General features: G+C 45.3%; 20 protein-coding genes and 2 tRNA genes. 20 read left to right on the top strand and 2 right to left on the bottom strand.

What is annotated here, in order from left to right:
- Positions 1-6 precede the first annotated feature (6 nt).
- A complete protein-coding gene (locus Q7V32_RS14120) occupies positions 7-339 on the bottom strand; it encodes a hypothetical protein (RefSeq protein ID WP_304897627.1) in 333 nt (110 codons plus the stop codon).
- 46 nt (positions 340-385) lie between these two features.
- Positions 386-781, bottom strand: coding sequence for a PilZ domain-containing protein (locus Q7V32_RS14115; RefSeq protein WP_304897626.1), 396 nt, complete (start codon positions 779-781; stop codon positions 386-388).
- A gap of 631 nt (positions 782-1,412) precedes the next feature.
- On the opposite strand from Q7V32_RS14115, the gene Q7V32_RS14110 reads away from it, so the two are divergent.
- The 20 genes from Q7V32_RS14110 (at position 1,413) to Q7V32_RS14015 (ending at position 21,795) form a co-directional block, all read left to right on the top strand.
- A complete protein-coding gene (locus Q7V32_RS14110) occupies positions 1,413-2,576 on the top strand; it encodes an ABC transporter substrate-binding protein (RefSeq protein WP_304897625.1) in 1,164 nt (387 codons plus the stop codon).
- A 10-nt stretch (positions 2,577-2,586) separates the two neighbouring features.
- Positions 2,587-3,549: a PQQ-dependent catabolism-associated beta-propeller protein gene (locus Q7V32_RS14105; RefSeq protein ID WP_304897624.1), complete on the top strand. Its 963-nt coding sequence runs from the start codon at positions 2,587-2,589 to the stop codon at positions 3,547-3,549.
- Complete coding sequence (locus Q7V32_RS14100) at positions 3,546-4,283, top strand: ABC transporter ATP-binding protein (protein WP_304897623.1); 738 nt, start codon at positions 3,546-3,548, stop codon at positions 4,281-4,283. Before Q7V32_RS14105 ends, Q7V32_RS14100 begins: the two co-directional genes overlap by 4 nt.
- Entirely contained in the window at positions 4,280-5,083 is an 804-nt protein-coding gene (locus tag Q7V32_RS14095) for an ABC transporter permease (RefSeq protein WP_304897622.1), read from the top strand. Before Q7V32_RS14100 ends, Q7V32_RS14095 begins: the two co-directional genes overlap by 4 nt.
- The gene (gene rfbB, locus Q7V32_RS14090; protein WP_304897621.1) at positions 5,083-6,159 is read left to right on the top strand and encodes a dTDP-glucose 4,6-dehydratase; all 1,077 of its coding nucleotides are present in this window, start codon (positions 5,083-5,085) and stop codon (positions 6,157-6,159) included. The genes Q7V32_RS14095 and rfbB overlap by 1 nt, the downstream gene beginning before the upstream one ends.
- A gap of 538 nt (positions 6,160-6,697) precedes the next feature.
- Positions 6,698-8,254: a hypothetical protein gene (locus Q7V32_RS14085; RefSeq protein WP_304897620.1), complete on the top strand. Its 1,557-nt coding sequence runs from the start codon at positions 6,698-6,700 to the stop codon at positions 8,252-8,254.
- 266 nt (positions 8,255-8,520) lie between these two features.
- Entirely contained in the window at positions 8,521-9,018 is a 498-nt protein-coding gene (locus tag Q7V32_RS14080; protein WP_304897619.1) for a hypothetical protein, read from the top strand.
- 61 nt (positions 9,019-9,079) lie between these two features.
- Positions 9,080-9,154, top strand: a tRNA-Gly gene (locus tag Q7V32_RS14075).
- A gap of 49 nt (positions 9,155-9,203) precedes the next feature.
- A tRNA-Cys gene (locus Q7V32_RS14070) sits at positions 9,204-9,277 on the top strand.
- 137 nt (positions 9,278-9,414) lie between these two features.
- On the top strand, positions 9,415-9,603 hold the full coding sequence (locus tag Q7V32_RS14065) for a hypothetical protein (RefSeq protein WP_304897618.1): 189 nt from the start codon (positions 9,415-9,417) through the stop codon (positions 9,601-9,603).
- Positions 9,604-9,729: 126 nt separating this feature from the next.
- Positions 9,730-10,854, top strand: coding sequence for an ImmA/IrrE family metallo-endopeptidase (locus tag Q7V32_RS14060; RefSeq protein ID WP_304897617.1), 1,125 nt, complete (start codon positions 9,730-9,732; stop codon positions 10,852-10,854).
- Entirely contained in the window at positions 10,851-11,378 is a 528-nt protein-coding gene (locus Q7V32_RS14055; protein WP_304897616.1) for a DUF4411 family protein, read from the top strand. Before Q7V32_RS14060 ends, Q7V32_RS14055 begins: the two co-directional genes overlap by 4 nt.
- Positions 11,379-11,434: 56 nt before the next feature.
- Positions 11,435-13,666, top strand: a complete 2,232-nt coding sequence (locus Q7V32_RS14050; RefSeq protein WP_304897615.1) for a class I SAM-dependent DNA methyltransferase — start codon at positions 11,435-11,437, stop codon at positions 13,664-13,666.
- On the top strand, positions 13,663-14,382 hold the full coding sequence (locus Q7V32_RS14045; protein ID WP_304897614.1) for a DUF1016 N-terminal domain-containing protein: 720 nt from the start codon (positions 13,663-13,665) through the stop codon (positions 14,380-14,382). The genes Q7V32_RS14050 and Q7V32_RS14045 overlap by 4 nt, the downstream gene beginning before the upstream one ends.
- Positions 14,383-14,458: 76 nt before the next feature.
- Entirely contained in the window at positions 14,459-14,995 is a 537-nt protein-coding gene (locus tag Q7V32_RS14040) for a transposase (RefSeq protein WP_304897613.1), read from the top strand.
- Positions 14,988-15,392: a PDDEXK nuclease domain-containing protein gene (locus Q7V32_RS14035; RefSeq protein WP_304897612.1), complete on the top strand. Its 405-nt coding sequence runs from the start codon at positions 14,988-14,990 to the stop codon at positions 15,390-15,392. Before Q7V32_RS14040 ends, Q7V32_RS14035 begins: the two co-directional genes overlap by 8 nt.
- On the top strand, positions 15,385-16,749 hold the full coding sequence (locus Q7V32_RS14030) for a restriction endonuclease subunit S (protein WP_304897611.1): 1,365 nt from the start codon (positions 15,385-15,387) through the stop codon (positions 16,747-16,749). Before Q7V32_RS14035 ends, Q7V32_RS14030 begins: the two co-directional genes overlap by 8 nt.
- Positions 16,746-18,161 (top strand): AAA family ATPase, encoded by a 1,416-nt coding sequence (locus tag Q7V32_RS14025; protein ID WP_304897610.1) that lies wholly within the window; start codon positions 16,746-16,748, stop codon positions 18,159-18,161. The genes Q7V32_RS14030 and Q7V32_RS14025 overlap by 4 nt, the downstream gene beginning before the upstream one ends.
- Complete coding sequence (locus Q7V32_RS14020; protein WP_304897609.1) at positions 18,161-18,787, top strand: retron system putative HNH endonuclease; 627 nt, start codon at positions 18,161-18,163, stop codon at positions 18,785-18,787. The genes Q7V32_RS14025 and Q7V32_RS14020 overlap by 1 nt, the downstream gene beginning before the upstream one ends.
- Positions 18,784-21,795 (top strand): type I restriction endonuclease subunit R, encoded by a 3,012-nt coding sequence (locus Q7V32_RS14015; protein WP_304897608.1) that lies wholly within the window; start codon positions 18,784-18,786, stop codon positions 21,793-21,795. Before Q7V32_RS14020 ends, Q7V32_RS14015 begins: the two co-directional genes overlap by 4 nt.
- Positions 21,796-22,092 lie beyond the last annotated feature (297 nt).

Below are 22,092 nucleotides of genomic sequence, written 5' to 3'. Positions count from 1 at the left end.
GACTGATTAACCGGTCAGGCTTTTTACCATATTTGAGGTAAAGTTGCTTTGAGCTGAAAAAGAGCGGCCCGGATCATTCTGCATGGCAATTTTAATGTCATTGATTGTAGCCTGGGCTTCCTCGTTGTTAGAAATTTGAGTTTTTGTCTGTTCGGTTTCGTTTTTTTGAAACTGCCTGGATAATTTGACCGCATCATCAGACAGTTTGACTTTATTTTCAGATTCAGTCCGGATTGGCCTGTCCTCTTTTTCCATTGCCGTCGGTGTTGTCTGAAAGTTTGCTTTGGAGGCTGTCAATGGGGGGGCTGATTGGGATGAGTTAATAGCGGAGGTTTCCATGACTTTTTCCTGGTTGGATCGTAAAAGATGATGAAATTAATTTTATCTATTTGAATACTAGATCTACTTGAGTCTTAAGTAAATGATCAGCCAAATTATTTTCTTGTTTTTCGAACTGGATTCCGTATTGGTATTCTGATTTGATGCAGCAATTTCTAATAAATGCATTAATTTTAAATTCCATACCGTCCTCGAATCTAAAAATCAGGCAGACGGGTTTTCCGATTTTTAGCCTTTTTGCCGATGCAATGTTTACACCTCGGCTACTTATATCGAAAAGCTTGACGTCCATTGAGCTTTTTAAGCCCATAAAATTTCGGATCAAGAGTGTGGTTTGAACGTCATTGCGGACATAACGCACTGATTTTCTTCTATTGGAATGAACCAGATCGTCGGCATAGGGTATTGGGTCATCAACATCTTTACTCGGGGTTGACGGCATTAGGGTATTCCTTAAATTTTCTTTATTGTTAATTATCGTAGAATCAAAGAAATAGTGAAACGGTCAAAATAAAATTATTTCTTTTCAATCACAAAGCTTTATGGATAAGGGCTGATTTAACAGCCGTAGCGTAATATAATTGGCTTTTGTTGGTTATTGCATTGAAATATTGGTTTTAAATAAACTCACGAAAGCAGGCTTTATGTTTTGGTAGCAGAAAAGTCAAGACATCCGATTGCCCAGCAATTCTCAATTTGAAGAAAAAAGGGTTGGGAGAAGCTTTTCGATGATGTCGGCAACAGGGATGCTGTCGTCAAGCCCCCAAAGAGGGGTTTACGGCGTTCCCCGAAAGGCTTTTCCCTGTTCAAAGTGACGCTGAAAATATCAAACTGGGAATTGCTGCCCAATTGCCTGTTATCTTGCTTTAATCTGGTTAACTGCTTTTCGGGAAATAAACTTGTTTTTAGTCGATTACGTTACAATGCTTAAGCAAAGTATTATTATCCTCCGATTTTTTCAAGCATACTGAAACGAGTCTGAGTTAAGTTTTTACACGCCCAGGTTGTTGGGTAAGCTTACAAAAATTCGCCTTAACCACCCCTTATTTTTGACAGAATTCCAGGAATAAATCATGGCTTATTCTTTTATTTTGAGAGTACTTTTTCTTTATTTATGTTGGGTTGGTTTAGCCGGTGCGGCAAATGAAAAAGAGATCAAAATTGCCTATTTCAGTCAAGATCTTGCCCCTCCGCAGTCACTGTCCAATCTTGATCCCTTTATTAAAGATAAAGGCTTTCCAGGTGCGCAACTCGGTGTGGCCGATAACAATACAACCGGCCGATTCACAGGACAAGTCTATGCAATAGATGAGATAGCCGTTCCTGTTCAGGGCGACACTTATCAGCTATTTAAAGATAAAGTTCTCAATAAATACGCATTTGTCATTTCTAATTTACCTGCTGCTGAATTAGAAAAAATCAGTGAACTGGCTAAGCCGGATCAGATGCTCATTTTTGATGCAAATACTTCGGACGACGCTTTAAGAGCAAAATGCTTGCCGCAAGTTTTGTTTATTCTCCCCAGTCGCGCAATGCGAGCAGATGCTCTTGCGCAATACATGATGAAAAAGCGTTGGTCAAAGTGGTTCCTGGTCGTCGGACCTGCAAAAGAAGACGAACTTTATGCGGCAGCAATTAAACGTTCGGCAAAACGTTTTGGGATCAAGATAACAGCTGAAAAAAAATGGGAACATACCTTCGATGCCCGTAAAACTGAACAGTCTGATATTCCAACATTTACGCAAGCCGGGGATTATGATGTTTTGATTGTTGCCGATGAACAAGGTGCATTCGGCGAGTATTTGGATTATCGCACCTGGATTCCCAGGCCGGTAATCGGAACACAGGGTCTTATTGCAACTGCATGGCACAAAACGCATGAGCAATGGGGCGCGATACAAATGCAAAACCGCTTCAAAGATAAAATAGGCCGCTGGATGGAAGAAGCCGATTATGGCGCTTACATTGCCGTAAGAGCCATAGGTGAAGCGGCAACGCGGACCGGTTCCGTCAATTTGGCTGATATCAAAGCCTATATGCTGAGTAAAGACTTTGCTCTGCAGGGCTATAAAGGCAAACCGCTATCCTTTCGGGTTTGGGATGGCCAGATGCGGCAGCCTGTTTTACTGGCTGCACCACGCTCACTGGTCGCTGTTGCTCCGATAGAGGGCTTTTTACACCCTAAAACAGAATTGGATACCTTGGGTTTCGATCAACCTGAATCACTTTGTAAATGAGGCTACATTAATGAATGTTTGGATGATAAGCGCGGGTCTACTTGCCGCGTTGAGTTGGGCCGCCCATGCCGAGACGGTATATGTGACTTTGGAAAAAGATAATGCAATTGCTGTTGTCGACCCCATCGCAGGTACTCTGCTTAAAACCGCTCCTGTAGGTCAGCGGCCAAGGGGTATTGCAATCAGCCATGATTATAAATATCTGTTTGTAGCAACCAGTGACGACAATACCATCAAAGTAATTGACTCAGAAACGCTGCTTGAGATTGGCAGGCTTCCTTCCGGTGAAGACCCGGAAACTTTTGCACTCACGCCCGATGGTAAACGGCTTTTCGCTTCAAATGAAGACGACAATACCGTCACTGTGATCGACATCGCGACAAAACAAGCGCTTCAACAAATACCGGTTGGCGTGGAACCTGAAGGAATTGCTGCAAGCCCTGATGGCCAGTGGGTTGTCAGTGCGACTGAGGCAACCAATATGCTGCATTGGATAGATGCTAAAACACTGACAATCAGTGATAACACGTTGGTGGATCCAAGACCCAGGGCGCTGAGTTTTACCTCAGACAGTCAGTTTTTATGGGTGACATCCGAAATGGCGGGAACAGTCACTGTTCTTGATGCCAAAACCCGGCAAATCATAAAAAAAATTAAACTATCCGTTCAAGGGGTTACCGATGACACTATTCAGCCCGTAGGTGTTGCTATAGATAAAGATCAGCGTTGGGCTTATGTTGCCATGGGACCGGCCAACCGGGTTGCCGTGATCAATGCAAAAACCTTTGAAGTTGAAAAATACTTGTTGGTGGGACAACGAGTATGGAATCTGGCGTTTTCACCGGATCAAAAAAGACTTTATACAACGAATGGCCTCAGCAATGATGTCTCCATTATTGATCTGGATAATCACAAAGTGACTAAATCTATCGGTGTAGGGCGCTATCCCTGGGGAGTGGTATCAAAACCATGAATTCACCCGCCTTGACAATTCAGAATTTAAGTTTTGCTTACGGAAATAAGCCCGCGTTGGATCAAGTCAGCTTCACGGTTAATTCAGGCGAATGCACCTTGCTGCTGGGTCCTAATGGAGCAGGGAAGAGCACGCTTTTTTCCTTGATTACCCGCCTCTATGACAGTCATCACGGACGTATTTCGCTTGCCGGTTTTGACATCAAAAAACAGAGTACCCAGGCTTTAGCCCGGTTAGGGGTCGTTTTTCAGCAGACGACGCTGGATATGGATTTGTCGGTTATCCAGAATCTGCGCTACCACTGCGCTTTACACGGTTTAAGCCGAAAAGCAGCGGCATCGCGGATTCAAGAGGAACTGGAACGCTTAAACATGTTTGAGCGCCGTTTTGAATCAGTTCGGCAATTGAATGGTGGTCACAGGCGCCGGGTTGAAATTGCCAGAGCTTTACTGCATAAGCCTTCTGTGCTGCTGCTGGATGAACCTACAGTAGGCCTGGACATACCCAGTCGTCAGGCTATTGTCGATTACGTGCATCAGTTAGCGGTTGATGGCAATATCGCCGTTTTATGGGCGAGCCATCTGACGGACGAAATTTATCCTCAAGATCGTTTGGTGATCTTGCATAAAGGCATTATTCGGGCTCAAGGTAGCGTTGAAGAGGTACTTAAAACAACATCGGCTGATACCGTTAACAAGGCTTTTTATGCGCTGACTCAAGGAGAAGCATCATGAAATTACTCCATTTCTGGAGAGCCATGTGGGGGATTATCTGGCGGGAGTTATGGCGTTTCCTTAAGCAGAAAGAACGATTTATTTCCGCTCTTGTGCGGCCGTTGATTTGGCTTTTTGTGTTTGCAGCAGGTTTTCGTTCAGCTTTGGGACTCGCCATATCACCGCCTTACGAAACCTATATTTTGTATGAAGTTTATATCACGCCGGGTTTAATCGGCATGATTCAACTATTTAACGGCATGCAGAGTTCGTTATCCATGGTGTATGATCGGGAAATGGGCAGCATGCGTATACTTATGGTCTCGCCCTTGCCGCGATGGTTCTTGTTAACCAGCAAATTGATCGCGGGAACGGCTGTTTCGGTCTTGCAAGCCTATGTTTTTCTTCTGATAGCCTGGTTTTATGAAATTGAAGCGCCATTGGAGGGTTATCTTTGGGTGTTGCCGGCTTTATTAATGGCGGGAATGATGCTGGGAGCTTTGGGATTATTGCTTTCTTCCTTTATCAGGCAATTGGAAAACTTTGCCGGGGTGATGAATTTTGTCATTTTCCCCCTGTTTTTTCTATCTACAGCGCTTTATCCCCTCTGGAAACTCAAGGAATCTAGCGAATTACTGTATACCTTGGCATACTACAATCCTTTTTCCCAAGCAGTTGAACTGATTCGTTTTGCACTCTACGGTCAATTCAATCTTGAAGCTTTTATTTACGTATCGGTTGCTTTCGTCATTTTTATGATTGCGGCAATTTTTGGCTATAATCCATCAAAAGGCATGATGACCAGAAAAGGGGGAGCTTAATGCAACAGTACAAAACTATCATCGTTACCGGTGGTGCAGGATTTATAGGAAGTAATTTCGTCCATCAGATGCTGAAGAAAGGTGACACAAAAGTCATTACTCTGGATGCGCTGACTTATGCAGGTAATCTGGAAACACTTGCCGATGTCGATGATGATATTAACCATCGTTTTGTGCTGGGGTCCATTGGCGACAAAAGTCTGGTCGATTATTTACTGTCCAGGTACCAGCCGGAGGCAATCATCAATTTTGCAGCTGAGAGTCATGTCGATCGCTCCATAGATGATCCGGGATCATTCATACAAACAAATGTTGTGGGTACTTACGGTCTTCTCGAATCGGCGAAAAACTACTGGCAACAGTTGGATGGAAGCGCACGTGATAATTTTCGCTTTTTGCATGTTTCAACCGATGAAGTTTATGGTTCACTGGGCGATGAGGGTAAGTTTACCGAAGATACGCCCTATCAACCCAATTCTCCTTATTCTGCATCCAAAGCCGCTTCTGATCATCTGGTTAGAGCTTATTATCATACCTATGGCTTGCCGGTACTGACAACAAACTGCTCAAACAATTACGGACCTTATCAATTTCCTGAAAAGCTCATTCCTTTGATGATTTTGAATGCTATGTCGGGAAAAACCCTGCCCATTTATGGTCAGGGGCTCAACATTAGGGACTGGCTGTATGTTGAGGACCATTGCAAGGCAATAGAGGCAGTGTTGTGCAAAGGCCGGGTCGGGCAGGTCTACAATATTGGCGGTAATAATGAAAAAACCAATGTAGAAGTGGTCGACACGCTGTGTTCGCTTTTGGACGAACTTTTGCCTCATTCATCATTTCGCCCTCATAAACAATTGGTCAAGTTTGTCGTCGATCGGCCGGGGCATGATCTGCGCTATGCAATAGATGCAGGGAAAATAAAAAATGAGTTGGGATGGGAGCCTGAAGAGACTTTTGAAACCGGATTAAGAAAAACCGTCCAATGGTATATTGATCACCCGAATTGGTGGACAAATATTTTAGATGGCAGCTATCGTGGAGAGCGATTAGGTTTGCAAGGTAAACAGAACTGATACGGTGTAAGCGTATAGTGGTCAGCAGGCTGATTGGATTTAGCACTTCGCTGTTTTGGTCATCAGGACAGACGAAGGGTATTTATCCAGCGTAGGTTGGGCGGCATGTTTTTCGTAACCCAACAATTAAGGCCATGTCCTTGAAATGTTGGGTTGGCTATCGCTAACCGCAACCTACACCGTGCAGCACCTTTGTTTTGTTGCTCCGCTGAATAGTCACAAAATTTTAATCGAAACATCTGAATATTATTTCTGTTGATCCAAACCTCTCAAGTTTTATTACCTTGAGCCGGCAATTCCCAGTTTGACGAAAAAAAGGGGTGGCTTAAGCTTTGCGAGGATGTCTGCAGCAGGGATGCTGCCCGTCAAGCCCCCATGAATGGGTCTACGGCGTCCCTTGTAAGGCTTACGCCACTCCTTAAAGCCATATTTTAAGTTCAAACTGGGAATTGCTGACCTTTAGCCCGATAAACACTGTTTAGCCCTAAAATGGGCATTTCTATAGATTGCCAATCATGTTCATATACCTGAGGGCTGAGTGAAGAATTCTTTTTATCTGGTAATCCCAGTCCAAAGGGACCTGCCGGAGCGGCTTAGATTATTTGAGCCAAAATCCCTACAGCATTGGTTAAGTGAACTCCCCGTTACTAACCCTGGTTTATCGACGCGCCTTTTTTTTGATTTATTAAAAGAATTGAATGGTCTCACAATGGCCACCCAGTTTCGCCTGGATGCCCTTGAAATATTGAGGCTGAGTTATTTAGGTATAGAAGAATTTTTGAGGTCCAAGCTAATAACACAAGGCTTTCCTCAAAATGAAGAAGCATTAAAAGTTTTTAATCTTCTGATAACTCTCCAGAAAGAGTTCACGATTGGGTATTGGATTACTTTAAAAGAGCAAACCAAAAGAGATGTCAGCTGGTTTCAGGGCAAACATGTCGTTTTATCTTTGCAGAGAACAATCAGCGGTCTTTGTCAGATAGTTCTAAGTCATTTTTTAATGGTCATGCCTGTTCCTGATTGGGTGTGGATAGATATCCACTCAATTTACAGATTAAGCGTAAAAATAAAAAAAGAGACCAGTAAAGTTCCGAGGCTTCAGCGTGATTTGGGTAAAACCGTTTCTGTGGATGACTGCTACCGGCAAATATTAATGATGAGTCTGGCTCAGCCGGCGGGCTTGACGCAAAAAGAAGTCCTGCCGGTTTTCGATTTTATAGAACAATTGACGCCGTATTTGATTGTTGATACCAAACTTGCAGGTGATCAAGCAAAAAACCAATGTATTGTGCTAACTGATGAAGATCTAGGACCTCAATTTAGCTCAGAGTCTAAATATCGGACTGATTCTTCTTGTCTGTACCTGGGCTTTGAAAAAGTAAATAAGATCCTTTTTCAAAAAGACAAATTTGTCAATAAAGATCACGCTCGATTTAGCGCTATTACGGCGGAAAAAGTACCAAAAAACAAACTGCCAATCGAGTTGCTGGATTATCTCAGTCTGAGATGGCAGGGTATCGAGTTAAAAGGTTATGCCCTGTTTTCGGATCGTCTGGATCGTTGTATTTGCATTGGCCTCGATAATACACATGATTTACTATCAGAACCGAGTGATGCGAACATTCAAAGCTTGGAGTATCGTGTACAGTCAGCATCAGAAAGATCATTAGCCTGTGATTTTGAAAATACAGAGCTTATTTCTATTGGTAGTCTGGTGAGTATCAGGAAGCCTGATGCTCCGGTGAATAAGCGTTCATTAGGGATTGTAAATAAAATCACAATTACAAAGTCAACGTCAAAAGTAAGTTTCGAAATTGAATTGTTGGCAATTCAAGTGTACGCCGTATTTTACCAGCCGCTTGATCATCTGACGCCCCCTGTTAGAGCCTTGATTTATGGGGTAAAAGATAATGGGCCTGACAAAAGTTACATTATTATTGAATCTTATAATTTAAAAGATGGCGATATAGTAAGAATGTTCATGAATAAAAATACTTTTCCAATTATTTTGAGAGGCCGTAAAAATATAGGTTTAGGATACTGGCAGTTTGAATGCAGACGCTTGGAAGAGGGCTCCAGACCACAAAATAAATGAATATCAAATCGTTTTTTTCCTCACGTTTTTATTTTTTATTCGCAATCAACGAAAATAGCCCGATCACTTAATACTTGAAAAGTTTTATTAACATGGTAATTTGTTACTTGCTTAACATCGAATACGTAAAATTTTAAATTATTAAGACCCTTATAATAATAAATAAAGGGGGCTGAATTAGTTATCAAACCTGAGTCATAACCTTGATAACCCAAAAAATTTCAGGCCTTAACCACTACGATAATAATTTTAGAGTGAGAGAAACAATGAGTAATGAAGAAAATACAACTCAAGAAAAAGCTACTGAAGCAGTAGAAAAGTCCCAAGCTGCTATCGGCAAATTAACGGATACTTTGCTTAAACTAAAAGAAGACCAGCCCAAAATATTTTATGGCGGTTTAGGCGCTGTTGGTTTATTAATTGTAATTTCTTTATTTAGTGGGGGTTCAGATTCCACAGTAAGCGGTCCGGTAATCAAGGATCTTCAAATGGGTCAAAAATATGTATTGAAAGGCCCTAATGCAACCGATCCTAATGCCTCAATCAGGCTTGTGGCCGTGCCAGGTACCATTGCTGCTTATGATGATACCGAAGAAGATGACCGTAGTGGTGGCTGTAAACATATGCCACAAGGAACACCTGTTTCAGTCGAAGGATTTCAGGACGCTTATGGAAAGAAAAATGCATTCGTTAATGTCAAAATTCTTTCAGAAGGTGAGTGCAGTGGACAGACTGCATGGACGCTAGCGATTAATGTTCAGTAATTAGAAAATAATGCTTGACTACTGTGATATTTTCTATATAATGCTCGTCATTGAAGGTGTTGCGGGAATAGCTCAGTGGTAGAGCACAACCTTGCCAAGGTTGGGGTCGCGGGTTCAAGTCCCGTTTCCCGCTCCAATAAAGTTTTCAAAAAGCCGCGTAATCGCGGCTTTTTTGTTTTTAGTATGGCTGCGTAGCAAAATGGTTATGCAGTGGCCTGCAAAGCCATCTACGCCGGTTCGATTCCGGCCGCAGCCTCCACTTATTGATATAAAAAAACCGCTTTTTAAGCGGTTTTTTTATGCGCGTTAATAAAACGCGATCCAAAGACATTATTTCTCAATTAAAGCCTAAAGTGGACTCCGGTTACCAGCGCCAGAGACAGCAAGAATGCCTCAATGAAGCTAAAGCATGTCGATCTGGCTGCAAATTGCATCTTCCAGGATGCCCGTGAAGTTAAAACCAAGTTCTGTAAAAGTTTCACCACATACTTCATTCCCGTCGGGGATGACATTCAGCAAATTGTGGCGGACTGGATAGCTATTGTTAAGGCCATGGCAGCGCGACAAATACAGCAACATTTTTGAATTGCTGACTACAAAAAGGGTGTGAAGTTTGATATACAAACAAAAATAGCTTGTTGTATGGGCTTGGCACCAGAAGGCTCCTATAATAGACATCATTCACTTAATTAACAATTTAAGATAAATGTAATGCAAACCCTACAAATCTCTCCAAACATCTTACGCTGGGCCGCCGATCAATGTGGCATTAGCCTTGATGTGCTGGTTGGTTTGCTGGGTACACCAAGTAAGATGGATGATTACAAAGCGGGAAAATTATCTGTCGCTCAAACGGAAACGCTTGCACAAAAAACTCATATACCCTTCGGCTATTTCTTTCTGGAGACACCACCGGCTAAGATCGAGCGTAGTCTGCCAGATTTAAGACAGCTACCCGATCACGCACCACTTAGCATTGATTTTTTCGATACCTTAGATGACGTGTTGCGTAAACAACAGTGGTATCAGGATTACTTGCGTGACCAAGGCGCGCATCCACTATCTTTTATTGGAAAATTCGCTTTCCATGATCAACATGCTCCTGTCGAAATTGCCAACGATATTCGTAAAGCGTTGAATATTAACGAGCAGGATCGCCAAACATCCAAAGATTACAAAGCCTTTTACAATCTGCTTAGCGAAAAAATTGAGAGCATCGGTGTGTTAGTATTTAGAAGCGGCATAGTCAAAAGCAATACGAAACGAGGTTTATCTGTAGATGAATTCAGAGGTTTTGCCATTTATGACCCTCTCGTACCTGTCATCTTTATCAACGGTAAAGATAGCGAAGCTGCCTGGATATTTACCCTGGCCCACGAACTGGCGCATATATGGCTGGGAGAAAGTGGCGTTTCCGACGTAGCACCCATTCAGCCCAGCCAGGTTAACTTAGAGACATACTGCAATCGAATAGCCGCAGAATTATTAACACCTGAGCGCGAGTTTATGCCTGCATGGGAGCAAACGCCCAATCAATACGATCTGCTCAGCAAAAAATTCAAAGTAAGCCAACTGGTTATTGCCAGAAGAGCTTTGGATTTAGGAAAAATCGATTGGATTGGTTATCAAACGATTGCCACTGCGAGTAAAAGCGCCAGTAAATCCGATGGTGGTAGTCCATTCCGTAGTTATCCGATCAGGAACAGCAAACGGTTAACCAATGCTATTGTGGCAAATGCCGTTAACGGTCAAACAATGCTACGTGAAGCCGCGAGCTTGTTAAACATTCGCCCAGAAACGGTGCTTGAGCTAGGTAAGAGATTGGGGATTAAATGATACCCGACACCCGTTACTTGATCGACGCCAACGTTTTTATCCAGGCTAAAAATTTTCATTACCGTTTTGAATTTTGCCAAGGATTTTGGCAATGGTTAGCTGACGGCCATGATGCGGGTTTGCTTTTTAGTACCGCTAAAGTGTTTCAAGAACTCAACGACGGCAATGACGATGATCAAGTCAAGTTATGGGCCAATCAATTGCCTGATAGCTTTTTCATCCCAGATACACATGATGCTTCGGTCATACAAGCTTATGGCCAGATAATGGCCTGGAATTTTTCCAACAACCATTACACACAGCAAGCAAAAAATGAATTTGCCCGCTCAGATAGAGCTGATGTGTTTCTAATTGCTACCGCAAAGGCTCACGGCTTCAAATTAGCCACCCACGAACTTAGTAAGCCTGAAACTAAACGACGCGTTCTGATTCCTGATGCTGCTTATGTTTTTGGTGTGAACTGCACAATGATTTATGACCTGCTCAGCCGACATGCGGCAGGTACTTTTGGGTTTACGCCCTAGTATTCTTTTTAGACATGGATAGTTCAGGTAAAACAATATGCCTTCTGGAATAAATAATGAGTTCAACTAATTTCCAACAACTGGCCAATTTCATCTGGTCGGTAGCCGACCTGCTGCGCGGCCCATATCGACCGCCGCAATACGAGCGCGTCATGTTGCCATTGACCGTTTTGCGCCGCTTCGATGCCGTGCTTGCACCAACCAAAGATCAAGTCCTGGCGCGCTTTGAAACCCTGCAAGGCAAAGAACCGCAATTGATCGACCGGCTGCTTAACGAGGTAGCCAAGGACGAAAACGGCACTCCATTAGGCTTTCACAATCACAGCAAACTGGATTTTTATAAACTCAAAGCCGACCCGGATAACATAGGTCAACATCTGATCACCTATATCAAAGGTTTTTCTGAAAATATTCAAAGAATCTTTGAACGATTTAATTTTGACCAAGAAATCGAAAAACTGGAAGAAGCCAACCGACTCTATCAAGTGGTCGCCCAATTCGCCGAGATCGATTTACACCCCAACCGGGTCGATAACATCACCATGGGTTTGGTGTTTGAAGACTTGATCCGCCGTTTCAACGAATCCGCCAATGAAACCGCCGGGGATCACTTTACCCCGCGTGAAGTGATCCGCTTAATGGTCAATCTGTTGCTGGAACCCGATACCCATGTCTTAACCCAGCAAGGTATTATCGCCACGATCTGCGATCCGGCTTGCGGCACTGGTGGTATGTTGGCCGAGGCGCAGAATTGGATACGCGCTCATAACGACCAAGCCACTGTCAAAGTTTACGGCCAAGATTACAACCCGCGTTCTTATGCGGTAGCCGCCTCCGACTTGCTGATCAAAGGCCATAAGGATAGCTGGGTAGCTCTCGGAAATACCCTAACCGAAGACCCGTTTCCAAGCCAGCGCTTCGATTATTTGTTGGCGAATCCACCCTTTGGCGTGGATTGGAAGGCCGAAAAAAAGCTGATCGACCGCTGGCCGAATTTTCGCGGTTATAGCGGTAAACTGCCGCGCATTAACGACGGCGCATTACTGTTTTTGCTCTACATGATCAGCAAGTTCCAGCCCTATCAAGCAGGCAATCGCGACAAGCCCGGCTCGCGTACCGCCATCGTATTCAATGGCTCGCCATTATTTACTGGCGGCGCAGGTAGCGGCGAAAGTGAGATTCGCCGCTGGATTATCGAAAACGACTGGCTGGAAGCCATCGTCGCCTTGCCCGAGCAAATGTTTTACAACACCGGCATCGGCACCTTTATTTGGGTAGTCAGCAACAGGAAAGCTGAACACCGCCAAGGTAAGATTCAACTGATCGACGCTCGCGAACGCTGGCTGCCGATGAAGCGCAGCCTGGGCGATAAACGCCGTTATCTGGACCAAAATGCGATTGACGAAATCACCAGAGAACACGGCTCATCGGCGTTAAGCAGCAAAGCCTGGTTAAGACTGGATAAAGACGGTAAACCAGTCGAGTGGCGCACTACTCCGACCGATACCGAGGCACCGGAAGGTCAAAAATGGATCGAGCGCGCCACTAGCAAGCAATTCGACAACACCGATTTTGGCTACCGCCGTGTCACCATCCAGCGCCCGTTGCGTTTGCGTTTTCAAATCAGCCAGGACGCCAAGGAACGCTATCTCAATGCCTGCCCGGAACTCTACGATGCGCTGGTCGCCGTGGAAGATAAACTCGGCCAAGACGCTTACGACAACTGGAATAACATTTGGGAACAGGTTCAGGACATCGTCAAAGCGTTGACGAGCGATAGGGAAGGCTGGGCCAAAGGCGCCAAAGGCACGGCGCAGAAAAAACTGTTCCGCGATGCCTTTACCACTGTTGACCCCGACGCCAAACCGGTGATTGCCAAACTGCATAAAGCCGATGCGCCCGATACGGCGGCTTTGTTTCCGGGCCAGCGTTTGCCGGAACTACAACCCAACGAATTGCATGCCTTACTGGGCCAGTATGAAGCCGGCAAAGGCAAATTTTACGAATACGAAGCTGATTCAGCCCTGAAAGATTTTGAAAACATCCCGTTGAAAGAAGACGTTCTCAGCTACGTCAAACGCGAAGTCTTGCCCTATGTCGGCGACGCCTGGATCGATCGCGAAGCCCTGGACGAACAAGACGGCGGAATTGGTAAAATCGGTTACGAAATCAACTTCAACCGCGAATTTTTCCAATATCAACCGCCAAGACCATTGCATGAAATTGATGCGGAATTGGAGTCGGTGGAGAAACGGATTATGGGTCTGTTGCGCGAGGTCACGGAGTGAACGACCTATTAATTGACATCCGCGACCTTATACTCGCCGCGCGCAAGACGATAGTCCGCTCTGTTGATTTAATTCAGGTATTAACCAACTTTGAAATCGGCCGCCGCCTTGTAGAGCACGAACAACAGGGCAAAGAACGGGCCGAGTATGGATCAGCATTGCTCAAGGCGCTCTCCGTCGAATTGACCGCCGAATTTGGTCGAGGATTTTCGCGTTCCAACTTGGAATACATGCGAAAATTCTTTCTGACCTATCAAGAACGGGCAGCCCGGATTTCCCAGATGGCATCTGGGAAATCCGGGCTGCCACTTAAAGAGCCTAAAACCTTGCCCGTAAACGCAACGAATCCGCAGGATTCCCAAATCGCATTGGGCAAATTGGTTTCACCCTTCAAGCTGGGTTGGTCGCAATACGTCTTTCTGATTGCCATCGACAACCCCGACGAGCGCAGCTTTTACGAAATCGAGTCTGCCAACAACGGCTGGACGCTGCCCGAACTCAAACGCCAATTTAATGCCAGTCTTTATGAACGTCTCGCACTCAGCCGCGACCAACAGGGCATTGCCCGCCCCGAAGACTTGCTAAAAGAACCCTATAGCCTTGGTGGAAATCACCTTGCCCAAAGACGCCAATATCCATGCGCGGAAATATTCGCTTTATTTGCCGGACAAGGAATTGCTGCGACGGAAATTGACGGAGTGGGGAGAAAATATTGAGGATGAATAACAATGTAGGTCGGGTTAGCGATAGTCGCTTGTGCCCTAAGGGTATAACCCGACATAGGTAATCAACATGCAATATCGACGCGCATTTATTCCCGGCGGCTCGTTCTTTTTCACGCTGGTGACTGAACGGCGAAGCCCCATTTTCGATGAGGCGGAAAATATCGCTACCTTGCGTCACGCCTTTCGCCAAGTTAAACAGAGCAGGCCTTTCGACATCGACGGCATCGTCGTCATGCCCGACCATATTCATTGCATTTGGACCTTGCCGACCGCCGACTTGGATTACCCTACGCGTTGGCGATTGATCAAAACTTGGTTTACCAAACATTGCAACGCCGATTTTAAATCGACGCCGAACCGGGCAAGAAAAAATAAACACGAGCAGGCCATTTGGCAGCATCGATATTGGGAGCATACCTTGCGTGATGAAGCCGATTTCATGAGACACATCGAATACATTCATTACAACCCGGTTAAACACGGTTATGTAGCCGCGCCGAAAGATTGGCCACACAGCAGTTTCCACCGTTATGTCGAAGCCGGCATGTACCCGTTGAATTGGGGCGAGAATGTTATTGAATTCGAAGGCATAGGTCATGAATAAACCCAACAATCAAAACAATTACGTAGGTCGGGTTAGCGATAGCGTAACCCGACAAGAGGCCGATTCGGTGGTGTCGGGTGAAATGTCGGGTTACGCTGCGCTAACCCGACCTACGCGGCTGATTGACCTGAAAATCGGCAAACTGAGCCACGGCAATTTGGGGCAAATGCAAATGTACGTCAACTATTTCGACCATTACGTCAAGCTTGCGGATGAACAGCCGACCATCGGCATTGTGTTGTGTAAAAAGAAACACGATGCCTTGGTGGAAATCACCTTGCCCAAAGACGCCAACATCCATGCGCGGGAATATTCGCTTTATTTGCCGGACAAGGAATTGCTGCGACGGAAATTGACGGAGTGGGGAGAAAATATAGAGGATGAACGGGATGAATAATATTGTAGGTCGGGTTAACGATAGCGTAACCCGACAAGAGGCTGGCGGAATAACTTCAGTTCTGTGGCAGCCTTGCTTATTACCGGAATGGCCAGCGACTCAGGCAAAGCATGTTTTTGATATTTCGCTTGGAAAAATGCTTCAGCCAAGTCCAAATAATCCTGATGATGTTGAAACACCATATATTAAGGCTATCAATGTTCAATGGAGCGGTATTAACACCGAAGATTTACCAACCATGTGGGCAAGCTCATCTGAAATAAAAGCACTAAATCTAAAAATTGATGATTTGTTGGTTTGCGAGGGTGGTGAAGTGGGTCGCGCTTCAATTTTGAGCAATACAACTCCTGATAATTGCATTTATCAAAACGCTCTCCACAGAGTTCGTTCTGAAACAAATGATGTTCGGTATTTGAAATATTGCCTAAAACAAGCCTCTGAATCAGGTTGGTTCGATGTTTTATGTAATAGAGCAACGATTGCCCATTTCACGGTAGAGAAATTCCGAGAGCTACGGATACATATCCCCCCTCCAAAAACCCAACGCCTAATCGCCGATTACCTCGACCGCGAAACCGCGCGTATCGACGCGCTGGTCACGGAAAAGGAAAAAATGCTGGCCTTGCTGGAAGAAAAGCGCGCCGCGCTGATTAGCCGCGCCGTCACTCGCGGCTTGAATCCCGATGCGCCGCTAAAACCCTCCGGCCTCGATTGGTTGGGCGATATTCCTACGCATTGGGATGTTTGGAAATTAAAGTATGTTGTTTCCAAAATCGGCAGCGGTGTAACTCCAAGAGGTGGAGCCGAATCATATCAGTCAGAAGGTGTTCCACTTTTCAGGAGCCAAAACATCCATTTTGATGGCTTGCGAATGGATGACATTGTATTTATTGATTCCGATACACATGACTCCATGAGCAATAGCAAGGTACTCGCAGGTGATGTTTTGATCAATATCACAGGTGCTTCAATAGGTCGCTGTTTTTACATTGAAGAGATGCAAGGTGAGGCTAATGTTAACCAACATGTCTGCATCGTAAGACCTTCAAGTCAAATTGAAACCAAGTTTCTCTATTTCACACTTCGCTCTGACCTCGGCCAACATCAAATTGATCTTTCTCAATCAGGAAGTGGTCGGGAAGGCTTAAATTTTGAGTCTCTCGGAAATTTCAGTGTAGTAATACCGCCAGTAAGTGAGCAACGTGCAATCATCGAACATCTTGAAACAATAGGTCAGAAGAGCGCTGTGTTATTGACTGAAATCCGAAACTCCATCTCTCGACTTTTAGAACGCCGCGCAGCTCTGATCACCGCTGCCGTTAGTGGGCAGATCCCGCTGGAGGAGATGACTGAATGAAACTGAAAAGTTTAGGTCTGACCAATTTTCGAGGCTTTGATCGCCTGGATATAGATTTTGACGACCGGATGACCGTGATTGCAGGCGTCAATGGGGTTGGTAAATCAACAATCCTGCAGGCCATCGCAGTAGCTTATTCCCACACATTGCGGGAGTTTACTGTTTCGCGGGAGAAACCGTTGCCAATCCTTAATACAGATATTCAGCAAGGCAAATCCTCCTGCATCATCGAGATGGAAACCGCCAACTTGTCGGCAGCCACGTTGATCACTTTTCTTTCCAAGGAAAGCCTTGATTTCGATCAAAAACTGTCTCTTGAGAACAAACAATCGCTAATGAAGAAGAAGCTACGTCTTCTTGAAAAAGGGTCGCCCGATTACAAAAACCTGAAAAATGAAATTACCTGGATAGACAAACGATTGGGGGGAAATTTCGAGAGACGTTTAAACTGGCTGTTTACCGATACGTATGAGTCAGAGGCGTGGACGAAGCGGCACTTGAAGAGCAGCCCTACGCAGCCACTGGTTATTTACTACTCGACATACCGCTTGCTTTCGATGTCGCTCCAAAAACATTTAGTAGAATCACCCTTTAAGCAATCGGCTGCTTTCGCAAAATCTCTGACGCAGCTGGAAATATCGCTCAAAGACTTCGCCAAGTGGCACCGAGCGATGAACTCGTCTCGTGCAATTGGACGAGACGGTCAACAGGGTCCAATAATCCTGAAACTTCTTCAAGAGGCGATTACAGGCCTCATGCCTCAGATCAAAGAATTTTGGTTCCATGAGGAAAATCCACCTCGCTACTCCGTCATGAAAGTTTCGACGATAGATGAGCAGGTGAACGGTGTAAACACAGGAAAGCAGCTGTTTTTGGAGCAGTTATCAGACGGCGAGCGTGGCCTGATTGCTCTGATATTTGACCTCACCCGCCGCCTTGCCATCGCCAATCCGAATAGTGAAAACCCCATCGCTGAAGGTGAAGCGTTGGTGTTAATTGATGAGGTTGAATTGCACTTACACCCCAAATGGCAAAGAGAAGTGCTTCTAAGACTGAGGGAAACTTTTAAGAGTTGCCAGTTTGTTGTAACTACCCATTCGCCTTTAGTGCTTGGAGAGGTTGAAGCTCATTGCGTTCGTTTCTTGGAATATCAAGATGGCAAAGTGGTTACCATTACTCCCACTGATGCCTACGGTATGGATGCCAACCGCATTTTACTAGAGCTGATGGATACACCAGTACGCAATAAGAAAATAGAAGTCGAGTTACGAAATCTTTTTGAACTGATAGACGAAGAAAATTTTGATCAAGCGCGTGAGAAAATTATTGCACTTGAACAACAGCTTGGCGAGAGTGAGCCAGAGCTGACACGCGCGCATTCGCTGATCACCTTTCTTGAGGGCGCGGAATAATGCGCACGATCCGCAAAAATACTGAACCAACTTCATTAACTGTCCACCGCCAGAGTCCGTATTCCGATTACGACAATTACCGAGATAAAGATGTATTACGGCAATCACTGGTAGAGGAGCAGCGCGGACTTTGCTGCTACTGTCAATCGCGGATACACCCGAATATTTCGAGCATGAAAATCGAACATTGGGAGTGTCAGGATAACTATCCAGGCCGACAATTGGATTACCAAAACCTTTTAGGAGCCTGTTTAGGAGGAAAAGGTCGAACTAAACGTGAGCAGTATTGTGATACCCGTAAGGACAATGATGATCTTTGTTTTTGCCTCACCGACCCGGCTCATCCCATCGAACGCCAAATCAGATTTCTTGGTAACGGCGAGATTACCTCTGATAATGTGAATATAAAAAACGCGATAAATGATATTTTGAATCTCAACCGTGACCAACTCGTTACCAACAGAAGAGCTGTTCTTGATGCATTTAAACAGCGGTTGGGAAAAGGTCCACTCAACGCTGCACGCGAATTGGAAAAATGGAATGGCTCTCAACCCGGCGAATTACCAGAATATGCGCAGGTGATGGTGTTTTGGTTGGAGAAAAAAATTGCAAGGAATAGAGCATGAGACCCACTTCGGAAGCCGCCTTCGAAACCGCAATCGAAGCCGTGCTGCTGGCCGATGGTTACGAAAATTTATCGTCCAGCCACTTCGACCGCGAACGAGCGATATTTCCAGAAATTGCCTTAACCTTCATCCGCAGCACCCAAGCCAAAACCTGGGACAAGTTGGAATCTTTGCATGGCGATGAAACCGGCGAACGGGTTTTACAAGCCTTGTGCAAATGGCTGGATACGCATGGCGCATTGGCTACCTTACGCCACGGTTTCAAATGCTTCGGCAAAACCTTGCGGATTGCTTATTTCCGGCCAGCTCATGGTCTCAATGCCGAGTTAGACGCACGTTACCGGGCGAATCGCTTGGGGTTGACCCGGCAATTGCATTTCAGTCCCAACAATCAAAATTCGCTGGATGTGGTGTTGTCGGTCAACGGCATTCCATTGGTGACCTTGGAATTAAAAAACCCGTTATCCGGCCAAACAGCTGCAAATGCTATCCATCAATACCGTCACGACCGCGATCCGCGCGAATTATTCTTTCAATTCACCAAGCGAACTTTAGTGCATTTTGCCGTCGATACCGAAGAAGCCCACATGACCACCCGGCTGGTCGGCTCAAATACCCATTTTCTGCCGTTTAACCGGGGTAACACCGGCGGTGCCGGCAATTCGCCGGATAAGTTTGGACGCAATTACAAAACGGCGTATTTGTGGGAAGAAGTGTTAACGCGTGACAGTTTGCTGGATTTACTGGCACGTTTTTTACACTTGAATATTGAAGAAAAGGTAACCGACGAAGGCAAAAAATTTCGCAAGGAAACCATGATTTTTCCGCGTTACCATCAATTGCAAGCGGTTCGGCAAATGGTCGATGCGGCGGCAACTGAGGGCGTTGGCCATAACTACTTGATTGAGCATTCAGCGGGTAGCGGTAAGAGTAATACTCTGGCCTGGCTGGCTCACCGCTTATCGAGTTTGCATAACGCTACCGATCAACGGATTTTCGACAGTGTGATCGTGATTACCGACCGGGTGGTGTTGGATAGGCAATTGCAAGACACGATTTACCAATTTGACCACCGCCAAGGTGTGGTGCAAAAAATCGATGAAGACTCCCGGCAACTGGCCGAGGCTTTGGAATCAATAGTGCCGATCATCATTACCACCTTGCAGAAATTTCCCTTCGTTGCCGGCCAATTGGCCAAATTGAATGAGGAACGCGGCGAAACGGGTTTGAGTCATTTACCGACACGCCATTACGCAGTCATTATCGACGAGGCGCACAGTTCTCAATCCGGCGAAACGGCGACCGAATTGAAGGGTGTTCTGGGCGGCGCGGACCTGCGACAAAAGGCCATGGAGATGGCTAAGGAAGAAGGCGAAGTTCATTTTGAACGGCTGTATCGGTCCATGCTGAAGCGTGGCCGACAAGCCAACATGAGTTTTTTCGCCTTTACCGCAACGCCCAAGCACAAAACCTTAAAAATCTTTGGTCGCAACGGAGAGCCGTTTCATCGCTATACGATGCGGCAGGCGATTGAGGAAGGTTTTATTAAAGACGTTTTGCGTAATTACGTTACCTATAAAACCTATTACAAACTGATCAAAAAAGCGGAAGACGATCCCAACGTTGAGCGCAAAAAGGCAGCAAAAGCCTTGGCGCGCTTCATGCGTATGCATCCGCATAACATTGGTCAAAAAACTGAAGTTATCATCGAACACTTTCAGCACTTCACTCGGCACAAGATTGGCGGTCATGCCAAGGCCATGGTGGTCACCGGCTCTCGATTGGAAGCGGTGCGTTATAAACAGGAGTTCGATCGATATATCAAAGAAAAAGGTTATGCCATCAAAAGCCTGGTGGCATTCTCCGGTAAGGTCGAAGATGACAAAATACCGGAAAAAACCTATACCGAAGTGGCGATGAACGATGGGTTAAAGGAAAAGGAATTGCCGGAGACTTTTTCCAAGTCGGATTTTCGCGTGTTATTGGTGGCGGAAAAATATCAAACAGGCTTCGATCAGCCCTTACTGCACACGATGTATGTCGACAAGCGACTGGCGGGTATTCAGGCGGTGCAGACGCTTAACCGGCTAAATCGAACGCACCCTTTGAAAAACGATACTTTTGTGCTGGATTTTGTTAACGATCCCAGTGAAATCCAGGAGGCTTTTCGGCAATATTACGATGGCTCTGTGATGGGCGAGGAAGTCGATCCTGACCATCTTTACGAAATCAAAACCGAACTGGATGCGTCTGCGATTTATCTTGATGAAGAGGTGGATGCCTTTGCCAAGGTTTTTTTTGCACCCAAACGCCGGCAAAGTCCCTCTGATCATAAGGCCATGAATGCCATTCTGGATCAGGCAGTTGCTCGGTTTGCCTTGTTACAGCAGTCGGAAGAGGAAGTCGCTGAACAATGGCGTGGTAAGATTCAGGCATTTCGAAACCTTTACAGTTTTTTGAGTCAGGTAATTCCTTATCAGGACAGCGATCTGGAAAAGCTATTTACCTATCTGCGGCATTTGGCGTTGAAACTGCCCAAGCGAAAAACCGGTGCCGGCTATCAGTTTGACGAAGAAGTTGATTTGGAATATTACCGGCTGCAAAAGATCAGCGAGGGTTCGATCAGCCTTAACGAAGGCTACGCCAAACCATTGGATGGCCCAACGGAAGTCGGCTCAGGTATGGTCAGGGAAGAACAAGTCACGCTTTCACGCTTAATCGATATTATCAATGAGCGTTTTGGTGGTGAATTGAATGAAGCGGATCAGTTGTTTTTCGATCAAATCGCTGAAGCTGCACTGCAAAATGAATTGTTGCGAAAAGCTGCTAAGGTGAATTCTCAGGATAAGTTTCAATTGGTTTTTAGTCAGGTGCTTGAATCTTTGTTTATCGAACGCATGGAGTTGAACGAGGATTTGTTTACAGACTATATGGGCAAACCTGAGCTGCAAGAGCTTATTGTGAAATGGCTTGGTAGCCAAGTGTATGACCGATTTTCTAGAAAATAGCTGGCCGTTAACTTTAAACCATAAGGCTCGTTGCCTATTTTGCGGTAGAGGGCGCATTAAAATGTAAAACGCGCTCCAAAGACATTATTTCTCAATTCCATAGTTTGACTCTGTCCCTGTATTTCAGCGAACAGCCTGTCAGGCAATCAGTTACATCGTTATCGCAGGGGCTGATGAGTAAGTCGTTTCGAGAAAGTTTTGTACATTAGGAATGCACCGCGTAAAATCAGCGTTTAATTGGCTTTTGTCTTTGGCAGTATTCAAAGGCTAATGCTCTTGAAGGAACCAGTAACATCA

Source organism: Methylicorpusculum sp. (assembly GCF_030651835.1).
Classification (GTDB): Bacteria; Pseudomonadota; Gammaproteobacteria; order Methylococcales; family Methylomonadaceae; genus Methylicorpusculum.
The sequence above is the reverse complement of the archived record's forward strand: the minus strand, read 5'-3'. Positions and strand labels throughout refer to the sequence as shown.